This window comes from Ruegeria alba (assembly GCF_022321465.1).
In the GTDB taxonomy this organism is placed as follows: Bacteria; Pseudomonadota; Alphaproteobacteria; order Rhodobacterales; family Rhodobacteraceae; genus Ruegeria_B; species Ruegeria_B alba.
On record NZ_JAKOEM010000015.1, the window covers coordinates 1 to 20,961 of the forward strand.

Genomic DNA, 20,961 nt, shown 5'->3' on the forward strand with positions numbered 1-20,961 from the left:
GCGCGGTCGTCTTGTCATGGTCTTCTCCTCGCTCGCAGCATCATGCTGCTGTTGCGCGGAAAATCCACTTATCCCGGATGTTCAGTTTTCCGGAACCGTCTCTCAATGGCGAGGTTCGGAAACAGCGAAGGCCTTCTCGATCTCGTCTTCTTCCGAGCAGACAAAGACGCCCGCCCATTCGAAACGCTTGTCCGCGAAGGACTCGCCGGGCAGATATCGGACAACCAGTTCCACGGGCCGCATCAGTGCAATGGCATGCGCCTGCTGGCGCATCGGGCTCTCCTCGCGCAGCGCCATAAGGTTGCGCGGCGCGTTCAGTCCCCGGACAATCGAGAGACGGCCAAGATCCGCAATCGGTTTGCGACTTCGGATCGTGGTGACTTCCCCGTCACCTTCGCCACGGACGTTTCGCAATGCTTCGGCATAAAGATCGAGTGGCGGGCAAGACTCGGGCTCCGGGATCTCGACTTGTTCGCCTTCGAACTCGATACTTACCTCAATCTTGCGCTCAGGCGACGTGAAGCTGCACATCCTGGGCCAGAAGTTCCAGAGAACAGTTTCCACGAGTTCAGCGCGCAAGTCCTCGCCGCGATCCACGTGGGGAGCAATGATCGCGATGGTCGTACCAGGTCGACTCTCGTCTCGCGATGGAAGCCCAAGGAGTTTGGAGAGTTCAACCGCTTCGGCACCCTGGAGTGGTTCCACACCACCTTCTGCATCGTGACGTCCCCACCAATGCCGCCCGGTGAAGCGGCGACGCACCCCGTCTGTGTCAGCTTCAAAGGCATCGCCCAGGTGGCATCCCATGATCCGGCGAACGGGGCTCCCATCGCACGTGGTCTGGCTGTCTGCGATAATGGTCGAGACGCGGCTCAATGAATAAAGCGAAGTTTTCCCGTAACCATAGGTCCCGCCACCGTGGGGCGTGTCATGCGCTACGCCTACATTGCGCAGGAAATTCACGAAATCGAGGTCTTCTTCACCAATCGCCACATCCGCGCGGGTATCACTACCACTACCTAGACTCGCAACGCCGCCGCTCAGACACGCTCCTGACATTCGAACAGCAACTCCGAAAGCTACCCTGCGGGCAACAAGCCAAGGTCCTGACCTGGGAGAGGCATTCGGAGAAGAGCCCTTTCTCAGCACGGGCAGCAAGCTGGGGCGAAAAAAGAGAGAGAGCGTCTACCAATCATGCATAGGTGACAGCGCCAAACGAAGCCTGAGCGACTTCAAGACGCCCGGCAAGGACGCCGAGGTTGTATGGCCGATTTGAAGGCGAAGTAGTCAGTCAAGCAGGTGGAAGGTCGGTAAAGCTTCGAGACCGAACCGCGAACAAAAAAGTCCCACTTTTGCCCGGACGCGAAAACGGTGGGACGATTTTGCCCCGTAACCCATTGATATCATTAATACTTGGAGGCACTTTGGTGCCCGGGGGCGGAATCGAACCACCGACACGAGGATTTTCAATTTTCGTTCTGGCTTGGAGATGGTATCCGCGGCCGGTAGGAATCGTATGGAATCTCGATAAAAATTCAAGTTTAGACGTTGGTTTCCGATCGATCTGCGTCCGAACAGACCCGGTACATTCCGGTCTGCATTACACACAAATTACACCGCGATGTTCTCCGCGAACTTGTTTTCAAGTGTAGCAGCGTAATCAATCGCTCGCCAACCGCTACGCGAGATAGACAAGTTCCTTCACGTCGAACCTGTCGTCGGGAACGATCTTGTGCGGTCCTGCGGCGTATCGTGCGCGTATCCAGGTCCCATCAGAACGGTAGGTCCAGAAGACATTGCGATACTCACGATGCTGGACCCGGATTTTCTCTATGTTCCGATCCAATTGTAAACGTCCGGTTTCGCCGTCATCCTTGATTTTAATACCGGAGACACAGGATCCTGACCGACAACGGCATCCAGTTCGCCGATCAGCCACGGAACTGCAACACCATCTATTCACGGCAGATGCGCTTCGACATGATCTGCGAAGCCAACGGGATCGAGCATCGCCTGACCAAGTCCAACCATCTGCGGACCAACGGCGAGGTCGAACGAATAAACCGGACAATCAAGGACGCGACCGTCAAACGCTTCCACTACTACAGCCGCGATCAGCTTCGTGGCCATCTCGCCGATTTCATGGCTGCCTATAATTTCGCCCGCCGCCTCGAGACGCTCAGCGGGCTCAGGTCAATCGAGTACACCTGCAAAGTCTGGACTTCAAAGCCAGACAGATTCAATGTCGATCCGGTCCACCAGATGTCGGGACTGAACACCTAACACTACTTGCTATTCGGTGAATTTTGAAAGTTTGGATTCGAAAAATTCCAAGGAGCCAGGGAAGAAAGGCTGGTTTTTATTGCGCGGCTGAAAAAATGCCATGTCTCCTGGGCTCCACGTGTGAAGCGAGTTAGAGGCACGCCTGACGACGATATGGTCGAAGGGGGGGGCCCAGACAATCTGAAAACCAGAAGCGTGCGCGCGAAAGTAGAAATCGCGGTCTTCCCCGAGCAGCAGGTTTTCATCGAAACCAATTTTTTTCGCCATGGATGCCGACGCGAAAAGTGATGAACCGCCGCAAGCAATGTTGGCGGTTTTGGGACGGGGTTGATACGCTTTATTGTACCCTTTCGACACAACAGTGCCTTGGAATTTTTCAAGGTGGATAAAAAGGTCCGGTTTCCCACAGAAATCTGCCCCGAAGGCCTCCATCAGCCGAATTGTCCGCGAAAGATAGCTTTCGAGATATATGTCATCTGCGTCGAAACGCGCCAGATATTCGCCTTCTGCAGCTTCAATAGCTAAATTGAGCGCGGTCGAAACAGTGGTATCTTCTGGTAGCTCGGCAACGGTGACTTTTGCAAAGCGATCGACCTCTTCTAATTCTTGTTTAAGCCGCGCCTTGTTAATGCCCGGTCCATTTGCGATGATGATGATTTCTAGAGATGGATAATCTTGCCTAAGAATCTGTTTCAGCAGGTTTTCTTCGTCAACAGCCCGGTGAATCGGCGCAAGGATGGTTATGAGAGGCATAACCCGGGAAGACGATTTGGCTGATGGGTGAAAATAGGCGTCTGCAATTGCGTAGTCCCTTGCAACCTGCCTCAGCCGGATGGAAATATCTTCATTGTCGTCGCCCCTAGGCACAACTTCAGTAATCTTCAAATATTCATTTAGCGCAAGATAGGCACTATCTTTGGCCAAACCTCTATCTTGGTGCAGTTGCAAGGCGTCATGCTTGGGGACCTTCCCTTTCAGAACATCCTGAAACAGCTTGATCGCTCCAAAGTCCCCAAGCGCGTTCATGCTTTCGTAGCACGCATCTGCCAAGTCGATCCGGCCAATTCTTTCGTAATAGGTTACAAGTCTGAATAGCTCATTATCATCACATGAATGCAGCCTGATCTTTTCGAGAGCGGTCAGTGCATCCATTTTACGCCCCAAGGCAAGCAGACCCTCCGCCAATTTTGTCGTCAGGGCAAAGTCCTGGATCGTGGCCGGCGCAAGAACCTCGAATAATGCAACCTTTTCGGCATATCCTTTTTCAAGATGCGCGCAATCGGCAAGCAATTTGACCGGCCCGATCCGGCTGGGATCCATAAGGTTCGATTTCCGCGCGGCCACCTTTGCTTTTTCGATATTCCCCTCAGCCAGATAGCTCTTGGCAATGATGAGATGATCCCGGAATGTCCCGCTCCCACTCGAAACGATTGTGTCGATCTGTTCTCTGCAAGCTTGATGGTTGCCGATGGAATTCAGGAACTCTGCAAGGTTTCGCCGTACTTCGTGGTTGTTCTTGAACTTGTCGAGATGGCGCGTCAGTAATTTTATCTTTTCCTCCGGCCCCGAAAGCTGCCGGGCAATATCGGAAAGAAAGACTGTCGGAAATGGTAGGCTCGGCTGCAACTTCTGGGCTTCTTCGGCGGAGCGGCGGGCGTTTTCAAGGTCTCCTTCCTTGAGGAAAGCACGGGCATTCACCATGAGTTCCTTGGGAGTCAAAGCAAGTCTTCTGCCGATCTCAACTATTTGCTGGCGCGCTTCAGCGGAGTACCCCTGTTTCAACAATGTCGTTGCCAGATCAAGTCTGGCTGCATCGTTCGTATCTGGATTTTTCAACCGCGTCCTCCTAATGCATTTTTCGCTGACCTAGTCTTCAAAAGGGATCCGGGGGTGTGTCTTGACCGATCATGGCCTGCCTGCCCCTCCGTGCCCTCCGGCTGCGGCCTGCCCGCCGCCTTGGTCATTACCCGGACCAGAGCTGCCTCGTCCCGACGCTACACTAGCCGCCTGAGAGCTCGTTTGACCGGCGACGCCTGCGCCCAGCAGGGTCTCGAGTTTCCCGCGCGCGGTGCGGGACATGACCCCTTTCATCTCATCGTCGCCAGTTGTGTCGATGCTTTGTTCCTGATTGGTATCGTGGTCCTTCGAGAGCGGAGAATCGTCGTCACCCGCCCACGGGTTGGCATGCGCCGCCCAGACGCCCGTCGCAGCCATCTGAAAAAGAGCCAGAATGACCACTGTCATTGGCATTGTCTTCGTCATTGCCTGACCTTCTTTAGGTTTAAAATGAAGAAACTGGCCGACTGCGGGATCACAGCGGCCAGTTCGCAGAGCTCAGCAATCAAGCGAGCAGATCGTACTCGGTCCCGCCGATGGACAGGTTAATGCTGTCCTGTGCAGCCCCGTCGACAAGTGCCCAGAGCACTTGGTTGCCAGGCACATAGGTGATGAATGCTTCATCCACAGTGGCATCGCCCGACCCGGAGGAGGCGAAGCTCACCAAGAAGTCAGACACGTCGGCGGTGCTGTCACCAAAGAGCAGAACATCCCCTTCCGCCGCGTCGTAGTCTTGGACCCAATCGCTCCCGTGGCCTGCGGCTCCCGCATGGTAGAACCGATCCGCACCGTCGCCACCGTTCAAGCGGTCGTTCGCAAACCCACCATTTAGGAAGTCGTTGCCGTCACCGCCAAAGAGCAAGTCGCTGCCTGCCGAACCGGCGAGAACGTCATCCCCACTGTTACCGGCAAGCGTGTCTTCCTGGTAATTGCCGGTCACCGTGTCATTGCCGGCGCCTCCATTCACCAAATCGTTGCCCGAGCCAGCATCAATCATGTCGTTGCCCGAACCACCTTCAATCGAGTCATCGCCGTTGCCGCCATAGATCGTGTCGTCACCGTCAACGCCCTGCAGGGTGTCATTTCCGTCAAAGCCATAGATGCCGTTTTTGCCTGCATCTCCGACGAGCAGATCATCTCCATCGGTGCCCACGATGCCGCCACCACCAAGCGTGGTGTTGCTGAACAGGAAGTCCGTCAACTCAAGCTCTTCGGTCACACCGGTCAGCGATGCAATCTTCTGGCCATCCAGGCTGATCAGCAGGTTTCCATCAGAGACGGTCTGGGTGATTTTGGTATCAAAGGTGACATCGTTAACACCATGGTTGATCAGACCAAGCATATCTTCTCCAGCGGTGAAGTCGGCAATCGTGCTCGAGGCAAAACTGCGGCTTTCAGCTCCATAGGCCAATACAAACAGGTCATTTCCAGCTCCACCCGTGAAGTCGTTCCCGCCTTGGCCGACAAGGTAGTCTTCTCCAGCCGTGCCAACAATCGTCTCACCGGCGTCGAAGATTTCAATCTCTTCGTAGTTCATCAGCAACTCGGTGCTGTAGAGCTCTGCCGGCTTGATGTCCCCTTTGACATAGAACGCCACGTCGAAATTTGTCGTCATGTTGACGCCGTTCCCCGAAACAGTACCGGGGTTATTCATCCAGCCCGCGCTGATCGAAAGCGGCGAGAATGGAAGCTTCCAATCCAGAAGATTGATCACGGTTTGCGTTTCAGCGCCGGTTTCATACTTGATTTCGTCGCGCGTCGGCGGCGGCGGTGCGCTGGGGTCGACCGGAATTTCCACGCCCGGCAGATCCTGCCCGTACTTGTTGGGCTTCAGGCGCCAGCGCGGACCCGAATCCGCGTATTCCGTGCCATTGTCGTTCAACACTGGCTCGAACGGCTCACGATTCATGGTCGTGAACCATGCGTTTGTGAAACCTTCCAGTACATCCTCGGATGCGCCACCAATCGCTGCAAGCGCGGACGCCTGGCCTACACTTGCCAAGAAGTCGTCGCGCAGGATCGTTCCGGCCTCGTAGAGCGTACCATCACCCGCATAGTAGGGATCCGTCGTGACCCAGACCTCGCGCGAACCGTTCCCATCGAGATTGTAGTCGGCGATAATCTCGTAGGTTGGCAACTGACCAATGGCCGCCTCGTTTTCGTAGTCTTCGGGACGGATCTGGTCATTGGGGTTGTTGGTGATCGTGTGGTGGGTCACCAACTCGGCCGCCGTGATCTTGTAAAGCGGCATCAAGCTCGGATTGTCCTCCGAGGGAGTGCTCCACTCATCCGGAAGTTCCATCTCCACCTCGAGACGGACGTCGTTAGGCCGCTTGATCGTATTGCCCCAGCGATACAGGAGCTTGCCGTCATCCTTCAGCGTAACCGAGTAATCGTCGCCATACGCGATGTCGTACTCAATCGTCGACTCGTTCGGATTCATCACGTCACGAATGTCCAGGACACCGTCTTCGTTCCTGTCGGTGACGCCGTACTCTTCTGGATCAGCCAGCAGATCAGCGACATACTGACCGTTCCAGGCCTCGTTCTGGCTCAGCAGGATAAGATTGTCGTCCAACTGATAAACCGCATCTGGATCGTCAGGATACTGCTGGTCGGAAAGCACATTCTGCATCACGCTGTAATGTTCGGTCGATGCCTTTACCGAGTTACCGCCAAGACCCGACAGCCAGGTGCCAAGCACTGCGGGCGTCTTGAAGGTGTCGGTCGGTGCATCGGAGATAACGATGCCGCTCTGAACCCCTGCAATCTCAAGGTTTCCGGCCCAGCCTTCGGCGTAGTCCCCATCAAGTTCTTTCCCTTCAGCGCCGACGAAATCGGTCACGTGAAAACCGAATTCGCTGTCGATAGGATAGAGTGTGACACCTGATTGCGTGGTTTTCGTTCCGTTCGCACCACTTGTATCGAAGACCGATAGAGGATCAGTCATCGACCCGACAGTATCCCCATCAAACGAAACGGTAATGTCGTCTGTACTGAAAACGTGAGTGACACTGTAGGTTGGATCGGTAATCAGGGGCTGGTCGAAATCCTGAACTTCTAAGGGGTTAATTTGTGTCGCCATTGCATTGCTCCCTTTTTTTGGAATGGCATTCGCTTCCAACTGCCCAATGCGTCGCTTTTGGCGCGCACATCGGGAATGTCATATAAGAACACATTCCGATTTCACTATACACACGTTTAGCTATCAGGTAGGGGGCTGCATTGATCTGCGTCAATTCGTCTTCACCAAGGGACAGGACGGGGAATTGAGGAGCGCCAGATTGCGGACCTGCTGGGGCAGAAAACCCCGTCGATGGGAGGCGTCATCGGTCGGCCTCTACGGTAATCCCCCCTTTTTGTGGGGGCTTAGGCATCCTTCATCCGACATTCTCCACGTGAAACGCCGTTTGACGTGGAGATCGCGTGAAGCGGACCGTTGGACAAGCATTACTTGCGCCGTTTTCATCGGTCCACCTCCTCGATAAGCCCGCGCATGAAGCGGATGAGCGTCGCCAGTTCTCTGCGTTCCGCGATCGCGTTAGCAGTGTAGTGACCGTGCTTGCGGACATGGTCATTCCCGATCGGCGCGCCTGGAGACTTGCCCCCGTGCATTCGGCAGCGACCGTTCGCCGTCGCGGGCGACCGGCACGGGGTCCCGCTCCGCGTCCGCGCCCCGCAGCGCGGGCTCAGGTGCATGGGTAATCTGCTTTGCATGGGGTTGTTCCTCCATTTTGCTCTGATCCCTTCCCCCCGGTCGTTCGACCGTGCCGACCAAGGCCTGGCCGTCGGCATGGACGTGGACATGCTCGACGGTCACCTTCTGCTGACCCTTCCCGCGATGCTTGTTCAGCGCGTCCAGCAGCGTCGCCCATGACCGCCAGCGTATTCATCGAGTGATCGGTCGCGAGTCCGAAGGAGTAACGAGGCAGCAGGCGGAAGACTTCGTTGCTCAAGCAAGAACCGATGCCAGGCGTCATCGCTTGGAGTTACCCGAGGGGCGAAAGACGCCATTGAGCTTTGAGGAAGCGGCAGACCGCTATATTCAAAGGCTTCGTGATAGTGATGGTAAGAACATCGACATCAAAGAGCGTCAGCTAAGACAGCACTTAGTTCCGTTCCTTGCAGCCAAGCCCCTGAGCGCTGTCGAATCCTTCGACGTTGAACGTTACAAGAAGGCCCGCTGCTCTGCGGGCGCAGCAAAGGCCACTGTAAATCGGGAACTGGCCACGCTTTCCCACCTACTAAATCAAGCCGTCGAGTGGAAGTGGATCAAGAGCAAGTCGGTTAGGATCAATCGTTTCAAAGAAGATAACCAGCGGATCGTGTACCTTACGGATGACCAGTGCGTTGCGTTGCTAGATGCAGCGGCGTCAGATCACAACGAAAACGTCCATGCTTTCGTGATGGTAGGATTGCACACAGGGATGCGTCATGCGGAGATGCTTGCAATCCGTCGAGAAGACGTCGACCTCGGGAAACGAGTGATATGGGTTCCGCAGGCCAAGGCGGGATCTCGCGAGCAACCGATCACGCGCGAACTAGCCGAGTATTTAGGAAGGCGGATGAAAATGCTGCCGCCGGGCTGCGAATGGATATTCCCCTCTCCGGGCAGCGCCACCGGTCACGTCCACACAATCCGCAAGGCTTTTCGTAGATCCGCTGAACGAGCAGGTCTCGATCCCGATCAAATCACGCCTCATACACTTCGCCATACAGCGGTGACACATCTGGTACAGGCGGGTGTTGACTTGCCCACGGTCCAGCGAATTTCCGGTCACAAGACGTTGTCAATGGTGGCGCGTTACGCGCACCAAAGCGGGTCGCACATCGAAGCAGCAATGGAGCGGCTGGAAGGGCGGGTCAGCGGCACCCAGGAAAACACCATCCGCAAGCTTAAACCGAAAAGTTCGGCCTGATTACACACGAATTACACGTGCAGTTGGCGGTACCGAGCCATAGATCGTACAAGTTATTGATTTTTATGGTGCCCGGGGGCGGAATCGAACCACCGACACGAGGATTTTCAATCCACTGCTCTACCCCTGAGCTACCCGGGCACGGGAACGGCTTCTGCCGCTGGGTGGAGGCCTTCTAGGACGTGGCTGAGGCGGTGTCCAGAGGCTTTTTCAAGTTTTTTCAGTGCCGCAGCTTGGCCTGAGTTTCGGCCTCATCATCAAGGGCTTCGTCTTCCTCTTCAGACGAAGACGGGATCGCATAGGAGCCATTCAACCACTTGGCCAGATCAAGATCGGCGCAGCGTTTCGAGCAGAAGGGACGATAGGCGGGAACGGTTTCGGACCCGCAGATCGGGCAACTCATGACAGCGCCTCCGACACCGGCACCCGACCGCGCTTGCGTTGCAGTTCGTAATGACCCAACGGGGTCCAGCCCGCCAGGGTCGTCTCTTCGCTATCGGCCTTCAACGCGGCCCGCAGGGCGGCTTCGAACCCGCGCCTGTCCTTCTTGGCCATGGGCGCCAGATCCAGCGTGATCTGGCCGCCCAGGCCCCGCACGCGCAGGGCGCGCGGCAGCAGTTTCGCGCAGGCGAAATTGGCCTTTTGACCCGCCGCAAGCGAGGTATCGCTGCCGGTATTCACATCCACCGCCACCAGCGCGCGGGTGGGCTGGATATAGAGGTGGCCGCCGCCCGGCAGTGGCTCGGCAATGCCGCGCACCCGCTCCAGCGCGTCGAGCACGCCACGATCCTCGAACCCGCCCGCCTCGGTCACAACTTCGGCCGGATCGGTCCAGTCGCGCCAGGCCAGAACATGCGGGCCGTCACCTTCGATCAGGGTCTCGCAACCCTTGCCTTTGTCCTCCAGCACCTGCCGGGCCTGAGAGATCATCGCCTCGATATCCTCGGCAATCACCTCGGCCGCGACCTCGGCACAAGACGAGCGCAGGATCAGGCCAAAGCCATGGCCCTCCATCACATCATGCGCGATTTCCAACAGGCGGTCACGCTCGGCCTCGTCGCGGATGCTGCGCGACAGGTTCAGCCCCGGCGCATCGGGCGTGACGATGGCATGGCGACTCTTGAACAACAGCTTGGATGTGACCGGGAGTGCCTTGCCCGGCTCGGGATACCCGGTCACCTGCACAAGCAGCTGCGTGCCGGGGGCCAGCCCCTTGACCTGGCGCAGAAAGGCCGGGCCATCGGGGGTGGTCAGGAACATGCCGCCCTGCCCCTTGACCGGTCGATCGGCGCGGGCGCGATAGATGGTGCCGGGTGGTGGCGCGTCGCCAGCGATCAGGAAATCGTCCAGCTGGCCATCGACCATCAGCGCCGCAGCCTCACGTCCGGCGATATGATCAAGTACGATGGTGCGGCCTTTCATGTGTCACCTTTGAACTTGGGGTGCCCCGCAGCGGCCAGAAGGGCGGCGGTTTCCGCCAGCGGCAGGCCGACGATGGCGCTGAACGAACCCGAGATCCAGGGAATGAACGCGCCAGCCGGGCCCTGAATGGCATAAGCCCCGGCCTTGCCCTTCCAATCGTCAGTGGCGAGATACCGGTTCACTTCGGGATCCGAGAGCCGCTTGACCTTGACCTGGCTTACCACGTCCCGCTCCCACAGGCGGTCACCGCGTCGCACCGCCACAGCGGTGATCACGCGATGCCGGCGCCCGGACAGCGCATGCAGGAACTCGGCCGCCTCTCCCGCGTCTGCCGGTTTGCCCAGGATACGACGGCCAAGCGCCACGGTGGTATCGGCGCACAGCACGATATCGTCCGGCCCGGCCTCGACGGCGGCCACCTTCTCACGACTGATGCGGGTGCAATAGGCGCGGGGCAGTTCGCCCTTGGCCGGGGTCTCGTCGATCTCGGGTGGGCGCACCGCATCCGGCGTGATGCCAAGCTGCGCCAGCAGGTCCAGCCGCCTTGGGCTGCCCGATCCGAGAATGAACGCCATGCGAAAAGCGTTACTTGAAGCGGTAGTTGATCCGACCCTTGGTCAGATCATAGGGGGTCATCTCGACCTGCACCTTGTCGCCAGCCAGAACACGGATGCGGTTCTTGCGCATCTTGCCTGCCGTATGCGCGATGATCTCATGGCCGTTTTCAAGCTCGACCCGGAACGTCGCATTGGGCAGGAGTTCCTTCACGACACCGGGAAATTCGAGCGTATCTTCCTTGGCCATGTTGTCTCCATCATTGCGTTTAGCCCGCGGAATCCGCAGGCACTGGCGCTTAAATGCGCTCATTTCCCCCCTAATTCAAGGGTGCTTTTGCGCGCAGGCAAGAGTTTGTGACCGAACCGACCCGCCCGTCCTGTTCGACCCAATGGCTACGGTTCAGGACACCGCCATCGGCGCGCACATGGGCGATGGCCGACAAGTCGACCTCGGCATAGGTCCAGCCAGGCCGGTTCATCTGTCCTTCGGCCAGAATACCGGTACCGGGAAAGCCCTTGTCAGGCGGGCCGAATATACCGCCCATGCCGGTATTGCGGTCCACCGCCTCGGACCAGTCGTTGTCACCCACAAGCGAGGCCATGGCGGTGACGCACTGGTTTTCCAGCGCCCGTGCCATGGCGCCGATCCGCACGCGGCTGTATCCCGCCAATGCCTCGGTGCAGGACGGGACAAGCAGGATATCGGCCTCGGACAGAGCCCGACCCAAGAGCGGGAATTCGCTGTCATAACAGATCAAAACGCCGATCCTGCCCAGAGCGGTGTTGAACAGTTTCAGCGGCCCGCCCGGCACGATATCCCAATCCTCGCGCTCGAACCGGGTCATGATCTGCTTGTCCTGATGGTCACGTCCTCCGGCGGGCGTGTAAAGCTCCGCCCGGTTCACCGGACGACCTGCACCGGGATCAACCGGCGCTGACGCACCCAGGATATGCACGCCATGTTCCGCGGCCAGCTTCAGGTGCACGGTCGCCGCCTCTTCCATCCGCTCGCTGACCGCGCGGATCGACCCTTCGAGATCGGCAGCGACCGCAGGCCCGGCCAACGTGCTCAGCTCCATGGCGCCGTATTCGGGAAAGACCAGCAGATCGGCCCCTTGTCCGGCGGCCTCGGATACCCAATGGGCCAGCTTGTCCTCGTATTGCGCCCAGCTGTCGAGCCAGTCGAGCGGATAGGCGGCGGTGGCGATTTTCATCTGCGGTCTCTCCAAGGGCGGGATCAGAGATCCCTGAGCCAGAATTGCAGCGGCTTGTCGGTCTCGTGGTCCTGATCCAGATCTTTCCAGCTGAAATGCGCCACGGCTCCGGGCAGTTTCTCGTACCCCCGCGCGCGCCAGAACGCATCGAGCGGGCGATAGCTGTCGGGCTTCAGCGGGTGATCGGCGGGGCGCTGCACGCCGCAAAAGGCGCATTTGGCGAAACCCAGCGCGCGGGCATGGCCCTCGCGCAGGTCAAAGAACCGGTGCCCGACACCATGGCCGCGATACTCGGGCAACAGCACGGATTCGGCGCAATAAAACACCTCCTCCAGTGTCAGGCCGGTACCCTCAAAGGCAGCACCAAAATCATCGGCATGATCGGCCAGCGGCATGCCGGTCGAGGCGCCGATCAACCGATCACCGTCAAAGGCGCCAACCACGATGGCCCGATCACTGTTGCGATAGGCTTGCAGATACTTCCGCTCATAGTCCAGGTCACCGTCGTAAAGATAGGGCCATGCCCGGAACACCGCGATCCGCAGCCGGGCCACATCGTCCAGCGCGGCGTCCAGCGCCGCGCCGGTCAGCGCCCGGACCTCGGTCACCTCAGCCATTCGAGACCTGTTTCACCCAATCGGCCAGGTTGTAGAACGTCGTCACGCGCGAGATCTTGTCACCCGTCAGCGTAAAAAACGACCCCGCCGGCAGGCGATAGGTCTGGCCATGCGCCTCGGGCAGGCCGGAATCGGTTTGCAGATAGGTCCCGTTGACGATGAACTCCGCCGCCGCGCGGGTGCCGCCCTCGGCCTCGAACACGACGATGTCGGTCAACAGCTCTTTGTAGCAGCGGTTCATGTGGGCACAGAAATCGGCGAATTTCTCTTTGCCGACACGGATTTGGCCCTCGTTCACGTGATGGGCCACGTCCTCGGACAGGCAGTCCAGCATGCCCTGCACATCGCCCGCGTTGAAGGCGTCGAAATAGCGTTTGACGGTCTCGCTCATGATCTCTCCGTTGGCTCTCCCCAGCGCTCTTTCAGATGTTTGATGATCTGATCGCGGGTCTGACGATAGTGGTGTAGCTTCTCCGCCCGCGTCTCGCCCAGTCCGGTAGGGTCCATAATTGGCCAATATTCGACATCAAGGTGAAAAAAACGGGTCAGTTCCAGCGCCCGGCGCTGGCTGGCGGGCGACAGCGCCACCACCAGATCGAAAGAGCTGAGGTCGTCACCCCATTCCTGCATCATATCGAAGGATCGCGACCGGTGACGCGCCAGTTCGACGTCGATCTCCTGACAGACGGCGATACAGAACCCGTCGATTTCCATGTCGTTATGAACACCGGCGGATTGCACATAGGTGCCGGTGCCATAGAATTTCTTCATGATGCCTTCCGCCATGGGCGAGCGGACCGCGTTGTGGTCGCAGCAAAACAGGACCGACTGCGGAAGCGGGTGCACCATTCAGCCCCCGAAATGCAGAACGCAGATCAGGGTGAACAGGCGACGCGCGGTGTCGGTGTCGATCTCGGCCTTGCCGTCCAGCCGTTCCTGCAACACCCGGCTGCCCTCGTTGTGGATGCCGCGCCGGGCCATGTCGATGGTCTCGATCTGGCTGGGCGGCAGGGTCTTGACCGCGTTGAAATAGCTTTCGCAGATCTGGAAGTAATCCTTGACCACCTGCCGGAACGGGCCCAGCGACAGGTGGAATTCGGCCGCCTTCTCTTCGTCCTCGGTCTGGATGTCAAAGACCAGCCGCTTGTCGCGGATAGACAGGTTTACCCGGTAGGGCCCGTCTGGCACCGCGCGGTCGTCGCGTGCCGGCAGGGCAAAGCTGTTTTCCTCCAGCAGATCATAGATCGCGACTTTGCGCTCCTGCTCGATCTCGGGCGTGGGCGGGGGAAGGTTGCTGTCATCCAGCTCGATATGAGAAATACGGCTCATCGTCACGGGTGCCTGTTCGATAGATCGGGACAGACCTACACCATGGGTTTGCGATGGGCAACGTGTCGCGATGCGCGATCAGCTGCCGGGGCGCCGCGTGGGTACCCGGTTCTCCAGCCAGCGAAACGCCAGCGCGATCAGCCCCGCGATGACCATATAGACCAGCGCCAGCAACAGGAGCGGTTCGTAGATCACGAACGTGTCCTGCCGCACCCGCGAGGAGACAGCGAAGATCTCGACCACCGTGATCGTCGCCACCAGCGGCGTTGCCTTCAGTTGCAGGATGGTCTCGCCACCCAGCGTCGGCAGCACGTTGTTGATCGCCTGCGGCAGCCAGATGCGGCGGAACAGGGTGAAACGAGGCATCCCGAACGAGCGCGCGGCCTCAAGCTGGCCGCGATTGACCCCCGCGAATGCTCCACGCATCACCTCACCCTCGTACCCGGCAAAGGACAGCGTCAGCGCCAGCAGCGCATAGGGCCAGGCCTGCCGCAGATAGGGCCACAGAACGCTGTCTCGGATACCGTCGATCTGGGGAAAGACCGAACCCAACCCGTAATAAAGCAGCCAGATCTGCAACAGCAGCGGCGTGCCCCGGATCAGGGTGCAGAACACCCGCGCGGGCGTCGACAGGTACCAGGGCCCCACCGCCTGGGCAAAACCCAGCGGCACCGCCAGCAGGAAGCCCAGGAATGTACTCGCTGCGAGCAGCCAGACGGTGCGCCACAGCCCCTCCATCGCCAGCGGCATGTACTTCGGCAACCAGTCCCAGCGCAGCGTCAGCGCGCACCAGACCACCAGCGCCACAGCCAGCCCGATCAGCACCAGCCGGTGCGGCATCAGCATCGGACGGATCATCCGCATCATCGGCCCGCCCCCTTGAGAGAGGGCTGCCCGCGCCGCGACCGCCGCTCGAGCAGCTGGAACAGCGCGGACGACATCAGCGTCACCATCAGATAGAGCGCGCCCGCGGCGAGGAAAAAGGTGAAATAGGCCCGCGTGCTCGACGCCGCCTGCCGGGTTTCCAGTGTCAGCTCGCTAAAGCCCACAACCGCCAGCAGCGCGGTATCCTTGGTGGCGATCAGCCACAGGTTCGCCAGCCCCGGCAGGGCAAAGGACAGCATCGCCGGAATGGTCACCCGCCGCATCAGCATCACCGGCGGCATGCCAAAGGCGCGCGCCGCCTCGATCTGGCCCTGCGGCACCGCCAGAATGGCGCCGCGCAGCACCTCGGTCGAATAGGCGCCCTGCACCACGCCCAGCACCCAGATGCCGGCGGCAACGCCGCTGATCTCAACCCGGCCATATCCCAGCGCCTCGGACGCGCGGTTGATCAGGTCGGTGCCAACAAAATAGAGAATGAGGATCAGCACCAGTTCGGGCACGGCCCGGACAACGGTGGTGTAAATGGCGAGCAGGTCACGGATGACCGGCCCGCCATAAAGCTTGCCATAGGCTCCGAACAGCCCGATCACCAGACCGAAGCCGAAGGCCCCGAACGCGATCTGAAGCGATTTGCCCAGACCGCGCAGCAGGTTCATCCCCCAGCCCGGCGGTGACAGCGACAACAGCTCGGCGCTTTTCGCCAGGCCGAGCAGGTCCAGAAGCCCCTCCATCTAAAGCGGTTATTCGCTGTAGATGGGCGCGGTGAAGTAACGCGCGGTGATCGCCTCGTGCGTGCCATCGGCCAGGATCGCGGCGATGCCCTTGTTCAACGCCTCGCGCAGCGCATCGTCACCCTTGCGCACTCCGGCGCCAACGCCCTTGCCCAGGATCGCTTCGTCATTGGCCACGTTGCCCTTGATCTCGCAGCACTGGCCCGCATCGGTGGCAACGAAATCGGCCATGGCGATGCTGTCGGCCTGGGTGGCGTCGATACGACCGGCATAAAGGTCCTGATTGGCCTCGTCCTGGGTCTGATAGACACGGATCTCGGCATCACCGAAATACGCGTTGGCATAGGCCTGGTGAATGGTCGAAGCCTGCACCCCGATGATCTTGCCGGCCAGCGAGGCGGGCGATGCATCAATATCCAGCGACTTGTCGGCCACGATCACGGCGGGCGTGTTGTAATAGGGGTTCGAGAAGTCGATGGTCTGCATCCGCTCTTCGGTGATCGACATCGAGGCCATGATGGCGTCGATCTGTTTGCCGGTCAGCGAGGGGATGATGCCGTCCCATGCGACGGGGGTCAGCACGCAATCCAGTGCGGCGGCCTTGCAGACGGCGTCGATCACCTCGACCTCCCAGCCGACCCAGTTGCCGGCGGAATCGGGCGAGGCGAAGGGCGGGTAAGGCTCGGCCGCGATGCCGATCTTGACCTCTTCGGCGGCCGCGGCGCCCGCGCCCAGGGCCATTGCGGCCAGACCGGCCAGCAGCGATGTCTTGAAGCTCATATGTTGGTCTCCCTGTTTTTCATTCTTGAGTTTCAGTTGATGGATTTCAGAAACTGTTTCAGCCGCTCGGATTGCGGGTTGCCAAAGATCTGGTCGGGTGGCCCCTGTTCCTCGATCCGGCCTTGATAAAGATACACCACATGGTCTGCGACCTCGCGGGCAAAGTTCATCTCATGCGTGACCACCAGCATGGTGCGCCCCTCTGCGGCAAGGTCGCGCATCACGCCCAGCACCTCGCCAACCAGTTCGGGGTCCAGCGCCGAGGTCGGTTCGTCAAACAGCATCACCGCCGGGTCCACCGCCAGCGCGCGCGCGATGGCTGCGCGTTGCTGCTGACCACCGGACAGGAACAGCGGATAGGTGTCCTCCTTCTCGGCCAGGCCCACCCGCGCAAGCAGGGCGCGCGCCTTTTCGATCGCCTGCGCGCGCGGCACCTTCAGCACATGCACCGGCACTTCGATCACGTTTTCCAGCAGGGTGCGGTGGGTCCACAGGTTGAACGACTGGAACACCATCGCCAGCCGGGTGCGCACCCGCTCCAGCTGCTTGCGGTCGGCAGCGGTGCCATCGGCGCGCATGCGGATTTCCTCGCCGCCGATCACGATCCGGCCCGAGCTGGGGGTTTCCAGAAAGTTGATGCAGCGCAGCATGGTCGACTTGCCCGAGCCCGAGCCACCGATGATCGCGATCACATCGCCTCGGTTCGCGGTCAGCGACACGCCCTTGAGCACTTCGAGATCGCCAAAGGATTTATGCAGATCCTCGATCAGCAATGTCCCCGCCAAACCGCTGGCGGCCCCCGCGTCGGGCGTCAGTTCCTGCGTTGCTGTCACGCCATCCCCCTGACTTTCCGGTTGCCTTTTCGGCCCGGCTCTGTTTATATTTATACAACTGTATAACAACATGAGCGACGCAAATCAAGCCCGCTTTTCACCCCGCAGGAGGCCCCGCCCTTGGACAGCCCACGCCGCAGCTTTACCCGCGAATCCGCCGAACACCGGCGCGAGGCGCTGATCCGGGCGACGCTGACCCTGATCGGGCGCAAGGGTGTGCAGGCAGCGACCGTGCGCGGCATCGCGGACGAGGCGGGCGTGACGCTGGGTCTGATCCGGCACTATTTCGATGGCAAGGACGAACTGATCTATGCCGCCTATCAGGCACATATGAGCCAGCTGACCGATGCCACGATGGAAGGCCCCCGCCGGGCGGGCGAACCGGCGGCGCACCAATTGGCGCGCATTGTGCGCGCCAGCCTGACCCCCCCGGTCAGCAGCCCACAGGCAGTGGGTCTGTGGGCCGGGTTCCTCAACATGGTGCAGCGCGACCCGCGCATGGCCGAGGTGCACAGCCGCACCTATTACGACTTTCGCGACCGCTTGCAGGCACTGATCGCCCCTGCGCTGGAAGAGGCAGGTGAAACCCCCACGCCCGAGCGGCTGCGCGCGCTGGCCATCGCCTGTAACGCCGTCATCGACGGGCTCTGGCTGGAGGGCGGCGCTCTGCCCGATGCCTTTGATCCGGGCGAACTTGTGAACATCGGCCTGACCTCGGTCGGCGCCATTCTGGGACTGACCCTGAACGATCCGGGAGAAGAGGCATGAAAACAACCGCCATTACCCGCCGCCTGGCCGATCTGGGCGGCGCCAAATGGGGCATCTACCTGCGCGCCAAGGCGATGATCGCCCAGGGCGCCGATGTGATCAGCCTGACCATCGGCGAGCCGGACGTGCCGCCACCGACCGAGTTGATGGATGTGGCCGAGGCCGCGATGCGCGCCGGGCGCACTACCTATTCCGACGGCGCGGGCGAGCCGGGCCTGCGCGCGGCGCTCGCCGAACGCTACAGCGCCAACACCGGGCGGGCGATTTCGGACGCGCAGGTCATGTGCTTTCCGGGCACCCAGACCGCGCTCTACGCGGTGTTGATGGGCGTGGCCGAGGAAGGCGACGAGGTGCTGGTGGGCGATCCCATGTATGCCACCTATGCCGGGGTGATCCGCGCCACCGGCGCCGATCTGGTGCCGGTGCCGCTGCGGCCCGAAAACGGGTTTCGCATTTCAGCCGACGATATCGCCGCGCGCATCACGCCGCGCAGCCGCGCCATCCTGCTTACGACGCCCCACAACCCCACTGGCGCCATCCTGACGCCCGAGGATATCGCCGCAATTGGCGACCTCGCCCGCAAGCATGATCTGTGGATCATCTCGGACGAGGTTTACGAGCAGCTGGTTTTCGACGGGCAACGCTTTACGTCGCCGCTTGCCCAACCCGATCTGGCCGACCGGGTGATCGTGGTCTCGTCGATCTCGAAATCCCACGCCGCGCCGGGGTTCCGCAGTGGCTGGTGCATCGGGCCTGAGACGTTTACCGCCGCGCTGCTGCCGTTGTCGGAAACCATGCTCTTCGGCAACCAGCCCTTTATCGCCGACATGACCGAGGCGGCGGTGCGCAACGGCTCCTCTGTTGCACCGGGCATGCGGGCACGGTTCGCCGCGCGGGCGGACCGGCTGGCCGCGCGGCTGAACGGGCAGACCTGCCTGCGCGTGCTGAAACCGCAGGCCGGCATGTTCGCGATGATAGATGTCACCGGCACCGGCATGACGGGCGAGGCCTATGCCGAACACCTGCTGGATCATGCCGGAGTGGCGGTGATGCCGGGCGCCTCGTTCGGCGACACGATCGACGGCTGGGTCCGGGTGGCGCTGACCGCCGGGGACGCGGCCTTTGACACCGCCTGCGAGCGCATCGCCGCCCATGCGGCGCAATTCCAGAGCGAGGACGCCTGATGACAACTGTGGGAGAGGCGCTGGTGGCAGGTCTTGCCGCACGCGGGGTGACCTGTGTGTTCGGCATTCCCGGTGTGCACACGATCGAGATGTATCGCGGTCTGGCTGCTTCGGGCATCCGTCATGTCACCCCGCGCCACGAGCAGGGCGCCGGGTTCATGGCCGATGGCTATGCCCGGGCCTCGGGGCGGCCCGGCGTGGCCTTTGTCATAACCGGACCGGGGGTGACCAACACGCTGACCGCGATGGGACAGGCTCGCGCAGACAGCGTGCCGATGCTGGTGGTTTCGGGCGTGAACACCCGCGCCAGCCTGGGGCGCGGCATGGGGCATCTGCACGAATTGCCCGACCAGTTTGGGCTGGTCTCGCAGGTGGCGCTGGAGGTGTATCGCATCTCGCAGACGGATCAGTTGGCCCCGGCATTGGGATCGGTGTTTGACCGGCTCGCAACAGGTCGCGGTGGTCCCTGTCATATCGAGGTACCGCTGGACGTGGCCGGGATCGATTTCGACGGTGCCCTGCCCGCCGCTGCCCCCGCAAAGCCCGATGAAGCAGAGGCCACGTTGCTCGACACTGCCGCCGCGCGGCTCGACGCCGCGCGACGCCCGGTGGTCCTGATCGGAGGCGGGGCAAAGGGCATTGAAGCGGCTGTTCTGGCGCTGGCCGAACGGTTGGATGCGCCGGTGGTGGAGACGGTGAACGCGCGCGGGTTGATGCATGGCCATCCCCTGACCGTTGCCGCCAGCCCCAGCCTTGATGCGGTGCGCAACCTGATCGCAAGCGCCGACCGGGTGCTGGCCATCGGGACCGAGCTGGGCCCGACCGATTACGACATGTATGCCACCGGCACCATGCCACAGATGGCGGGGCTGATCCGCATCGACATCTGCGACGCTCAGCTTGCCCGCCACCCCGCCGACCTGACGATCCGGGGAGACGCGGGTACCGCTGTGGCGGGGCTGTTGGCGCGGCTGCCCGAGGGTGCGCGCAACCACGACGGCGCCGCCCGCGCCAGCGCCGCCCGGCACGCGGCGCGTGAGGAAATCGGCCCCTATATGCGCAGCATGGTCGAGATGCTGGAAGCCGCGCGCGATGCGGTGCCCGGCGCGCTTATGGTGGGGGATTCGACGCAGCCGATCTATGCCGGCAACCTTGTTTACGACCACGACCGCCCCGGTGCCTGGTTCAACGCCGCCACCGGGTTCGGTGCCCTGGGCTATGGTATCCCTGCCGCCATCGGCGCCGCCATTGCCGCCCCCGAAACGCCGGTGATCTGTATCGCGGGCGATGGCGGAGCGCAGTTCAGCCTGACCGAGCTGATGGTCGCCCGCGACGAGGCGCTGCCCATCACATTCGTGATCTGGAACAGTCGCGGCTATCGCGAAATCGACATGTCGATGCGCGCGGTGGGTGTCGAGGTGGTCGGTTGCGACCCGACCCCGCCCGATTTTGCCGCCATCGCCGCCGCCTGCGGCATGCCCTACAGCATTTGCGCCGCCGACAATCCGGCGGGCTTTGCCTCCGCCCTTGCCAAAGCCCGGCGCCATGCCGGTCCCACGCTCATCGAAATCGACGCACCTTATGCGCCGGAACAGGATTGATC

22 protein-coding genes, 1 tRNA gene and 1 pseudogene are annotated in these 20,961 nt (G+C 60.8%); 6 read left to right on the forward strand and 18 right to left on the reverse strand.

All coding sequences use genetic code 11. The features are described from left to right. Positions 1–102: 102 nt before the first annotated feature. Positions 103–1,059 carry a hypothetical protein gene (locus tag MB818_RS15250; protein WP_238905647.1) on the reverse strand — a complete coding sequence of 319 codons (957 nt, stop codon included), beginning with the start codon at positions 1,057–1,059 and terminating at the stop codon, positions 103–105. Positions 1,060–1,884: 825 nt separating this feature from the next. Between MB818_RS15250 and MB818_RS15255 the strand changes: the two are divergent. Continuing rightward, positions 1,885–2,283: pseudogene (locus MB818_RS15255) on the forward strand (integrase core domain-containing protein); the annotation flags it as partial. 9 nt (positions 2,284–2,292) lie between these two features. Here the strand turns inward: MB818_RS15255 and MB818_RS15260 are convergent. From MB818_RS15260 to MB818_RS22020, 3 genes are all read right to left on the reverse strand, one after another. Continuing rightward, complete coding sequence (locus tag MB818_RS15260; RefSeq protein WP_238905648.1) at positions 2,293–4,119, reverse strand: glycosyltransferase; 1,827 nt, start codon at positions 4,117–4,119, stop codon at positions 2,293–2,295. A gap of 505 nt (positions 4,120–4,624) precedes the next feature. Continuing rightward, a complete protein-coding gene (locus tag MB818_RS15265) occupies positions 4,625–7,204 on the reverse strand; it encodes a calcium-binding protein (RefSeq protein ID WP_234163307.1) in 2,580 nt (859 codons plus the stop codon). Positions 7,205–7,584: 380 nt separating this feature from the next. Further along, a complete protein-coding gene (locus MB818_RS22020; protein ID WP_369426333.1) occupies positions 7,585–7,836 on the reverse strand; it encodes an HGGxSTG domain-containing protein in 252 nt (83 codons plus the stop codon). Between MB818_RS22020 and MB818_RS15270 the strand changes: the two genes are divergently transcribed. Both MB818_RS15270 and MB818_RS15275 read left to right on the forward strand, forming a co-directional pair. After that, entirely contained in the window at positions 7,817–7,996 is a 180-nt protein-coding gene (locus MB818_RS15270) for a hypothetical protein (RefSeq protein ID WP_238905649.1), read from the forward strand. The two genes, MB818_RS22020 and MB818_RS15270, sit on opposite strands and share 20 nt — an antisense overlap. A gap of 106 nt (positions 7,997–8,102) precedes the next feature. Beyond that, positions 8,103–9,038: a tyrosine-type recombinase/integrase gene (locus tag MB818_RS15275; RefSeq protein ID WP_238905650.1), complete on the forward strand. Its 936-nt coding sequence runs from the start codon at positions 8,103–8,105 to the stop codon at positions 9,036–9,038. 66 nt (positions 9,039–9,104) lie between these two features. Here the strand turns inward: MB818_RS15275 and MB818_RS15280 are convergent. The 14 genes from MB818_RS15280 to MB818_RS15345 all read right to left on the reverse strand — a co-directional run bounded on the left by MB818_RS15280 (position 9,105) and on the right by MB818_RS15345 (position 17,388). After that, a tRNA-Phe gene (locus MB818_RS15280) sits at positions 9,105–9,179 on the reverse strand. 79 nt (positions 9,180–9,258) lie between these two features. Continuing rightward, positions 9,259–9,441, reverse strand: a complete 183-nt coding sequence (locus MB818_RS15285) for a DNA gyrase inhibitor YacG (RefSeq protein ID WP_234140119.1) — start codon at positions 9,439–9,441, stop codon at positions 9,259–9,261. Next, positions 9,438–10,460 carry a ribonuclease E/G gene (locus tag MB818_RS15290; RefSeq protein ID WP_238905651.1) on the reverse strand — a complete coding sequence of 341 codons (1,023 nt, stop codon included), beginning with the start codon at positions 10,458–10,460 and terminating at the stop codon, positions 9,438–9,440. Before MB818_RS15290 ends, MB818_RS15285 begins: the two co-directional genes overlap by 4 nt. Then, a complete protein-coding gene (locus MB818_RS15295) occupies positions 10,457–11,035 on the reverse strand; it encodes a Maf family protein (RefSeq protein WP_238905652.1) in 579 nt (192 codons plus the stop codon). The genes MB818_RS15290 and MB818_RS15295 overlap by 4 nt, the downstream gene beginning before the upstream one ends. Positions 11,036–11,045: 10 nt before the next feature. Continuing rightward, positions 11,046–11,264: a translation initiation factor IF-1 gene (gene infA / locus MB818_RS15300; RefSeq protein ID WP_005978431.1), complete on the reverse strand. Its 219-nt coding sequence runs from the start codon at positions 11,262–11,264 to the stop codon at positions 11,046–11,048. 70 nt (positions 11,265–11,334) lie between these two features. Next, entirely contained in the window at positions 11,335–12,231 is an 897-nt protein-coding gene (locus MB818_RS15305) for a carbon-nitrogen hydrolase family protein (protein ID WP_234163303.1), read from the reverse strand. Between the two features lie 23 nt (positions 12,232–12,254). Then, a complete protein-coding gene (locus tag MB818_RS15310; protein WP_234140123.1) occupies positions 12,255–12,848 on the reverse strand; it encodes a GNAT family N-acetyltransferase in 594 nt (197 codons plus the stop codon). Beyond that, positions 12,841–13,239, reverse strand: a complete 399-nt coding sequence (locus MB818_RS15315) for a ketosteroid isomerase-related protein (RefSeq protein ID WP_234140124.1) — start codon at positions 13,237–13,239, stop codon at positions 12,841–12,843. Before MB818_RS15315 ends, MB818_RS15310 begins: the two co-directional genes overlap by 8 nt. Beyond that, a complete protein-coding gene (locus MB818_RS15320; RefSeq protein WP_144084117.1) occupies positions 13,236–13,694 on the reverse strand; it encodes an arsenate-mycothiol transferase ArsC in 459 nt (152 codons plus the stop codon). The genes MB818_RS15315 and MB818_RS15320 overlap by 4 nt, the downstream gene beginning before the upstream one ends. 3 nt (positions 13,695–13,697) lie before the next feature. Beyond that, on the reverse strand, positions 13,698–14,177 hold the full coding sequence (locus tag MB818_RS15325) for a UPF0262 family protein (RefSeq protein ID WP_234140125.1): 480 nt from the start codon (positions 14,175–14,177) through the stop codon (positions 13,698–13,700). A 78-nt stretch (positions 14,178–14,255) separates the two neighbouring features. Then, positions 14,256–15,044 (reverse strand): ABC transporter permease, encoded by a 789-nt coding sequence (locus MB818_RS15330; RefSeq protein WP_439653292.1) that lies wholly within the window; start codon positions 15,042–15,044, stop codon positions 14,256–14,258. Next, entirely contained in the window at positions 15,041–15,793 is a 753-nt protein-coding gene (locus MB818_RS15335; RefSeq protein ID WP_234140126.1) for an ABC transporter permease, read from the reverse strand. Before MB818_RS15335 ends, MB818_RS15330 begins: the two co-directional genes overlap by 4 nt. A 9-nt stretch (positions 15,794–15,802) precedes the next feature. Continuing rightward, complete coding sequence (locus tag MB818_RS15340; protein WP_234177050.1) at positions 15,803–16,573, reverse strand: transporter substrate-binding domain-containing protein; 771 nt, start codon at positions 16,571–16,573, stop codon at positions 15,803–15,805. A gap of 32 nt (positions 16,574–16,605) precedes the next feature. Beyond that, the gene (locus tag MB818_RS15345; RefSeq protein WP_304622098.1) at positions 16,606–17,388 is read right to left on the reverse strand and encodes an ABC transporter ATP-binding protein; all 783 of its coding nucleotides are present in this window, start codon (positions 17,386–17,388) and stop codon (positions 16,606–16,608) included. A gap of 138 nt (positions 17,389–17,526) precedes the next feature. Here MB818_RS15345 and MB818_RS15350 point away from each other — a divergent pair, with 138 nt between their 5' ends. From MB818_RS15350 to MB818_RS15360, 3 genes are read left to right on the forward strand one after another with little or no spacing between them, the layout of a single operon-like run. Further along, the gene (locus MB818_RS15350) at positions 17,527–18,174 is read left to right on the forward strand and encodes a TetR/AcrR family transcriptional regulator (protein ID WP_234140128.1); all 648 of its coding nucleotides are present in this window, start codon (positions 17,527–17,529) and stop codon (positions 18,172–18,174) included. Continuing rightward, entirely contained in the window at positions 18,171–19,358 is a 1,188-nt protein-coding gene (locus MB818_RS15355; RefSeq protein ID WP_234163302.1) for a pyridoxal phosphate-dependent aminotransferase, read from the forward strand. The genes MB818_RS15350 and MB818_RS15355 overlap by 4 nt, the downstream gene beginning before the upstream one ends. Further along, positions 19,358–20,959, forward strand: coding sequence for a 5-guanidino-2-oxopentanoate decarboxylase (locus tag MB818_RS15360; protein WP_238905653.1), 1,602 nt, complete (start codon positions 19,358–19,360; stop codon positions 20,957–20,959). The genes MB818_RS15355 and MB818_RS15360 overlap by 1 nt, the downstream gene beginning before the upstream one ends. Positions 20,960–20,961: the final 2 nt, after the last annotated feature.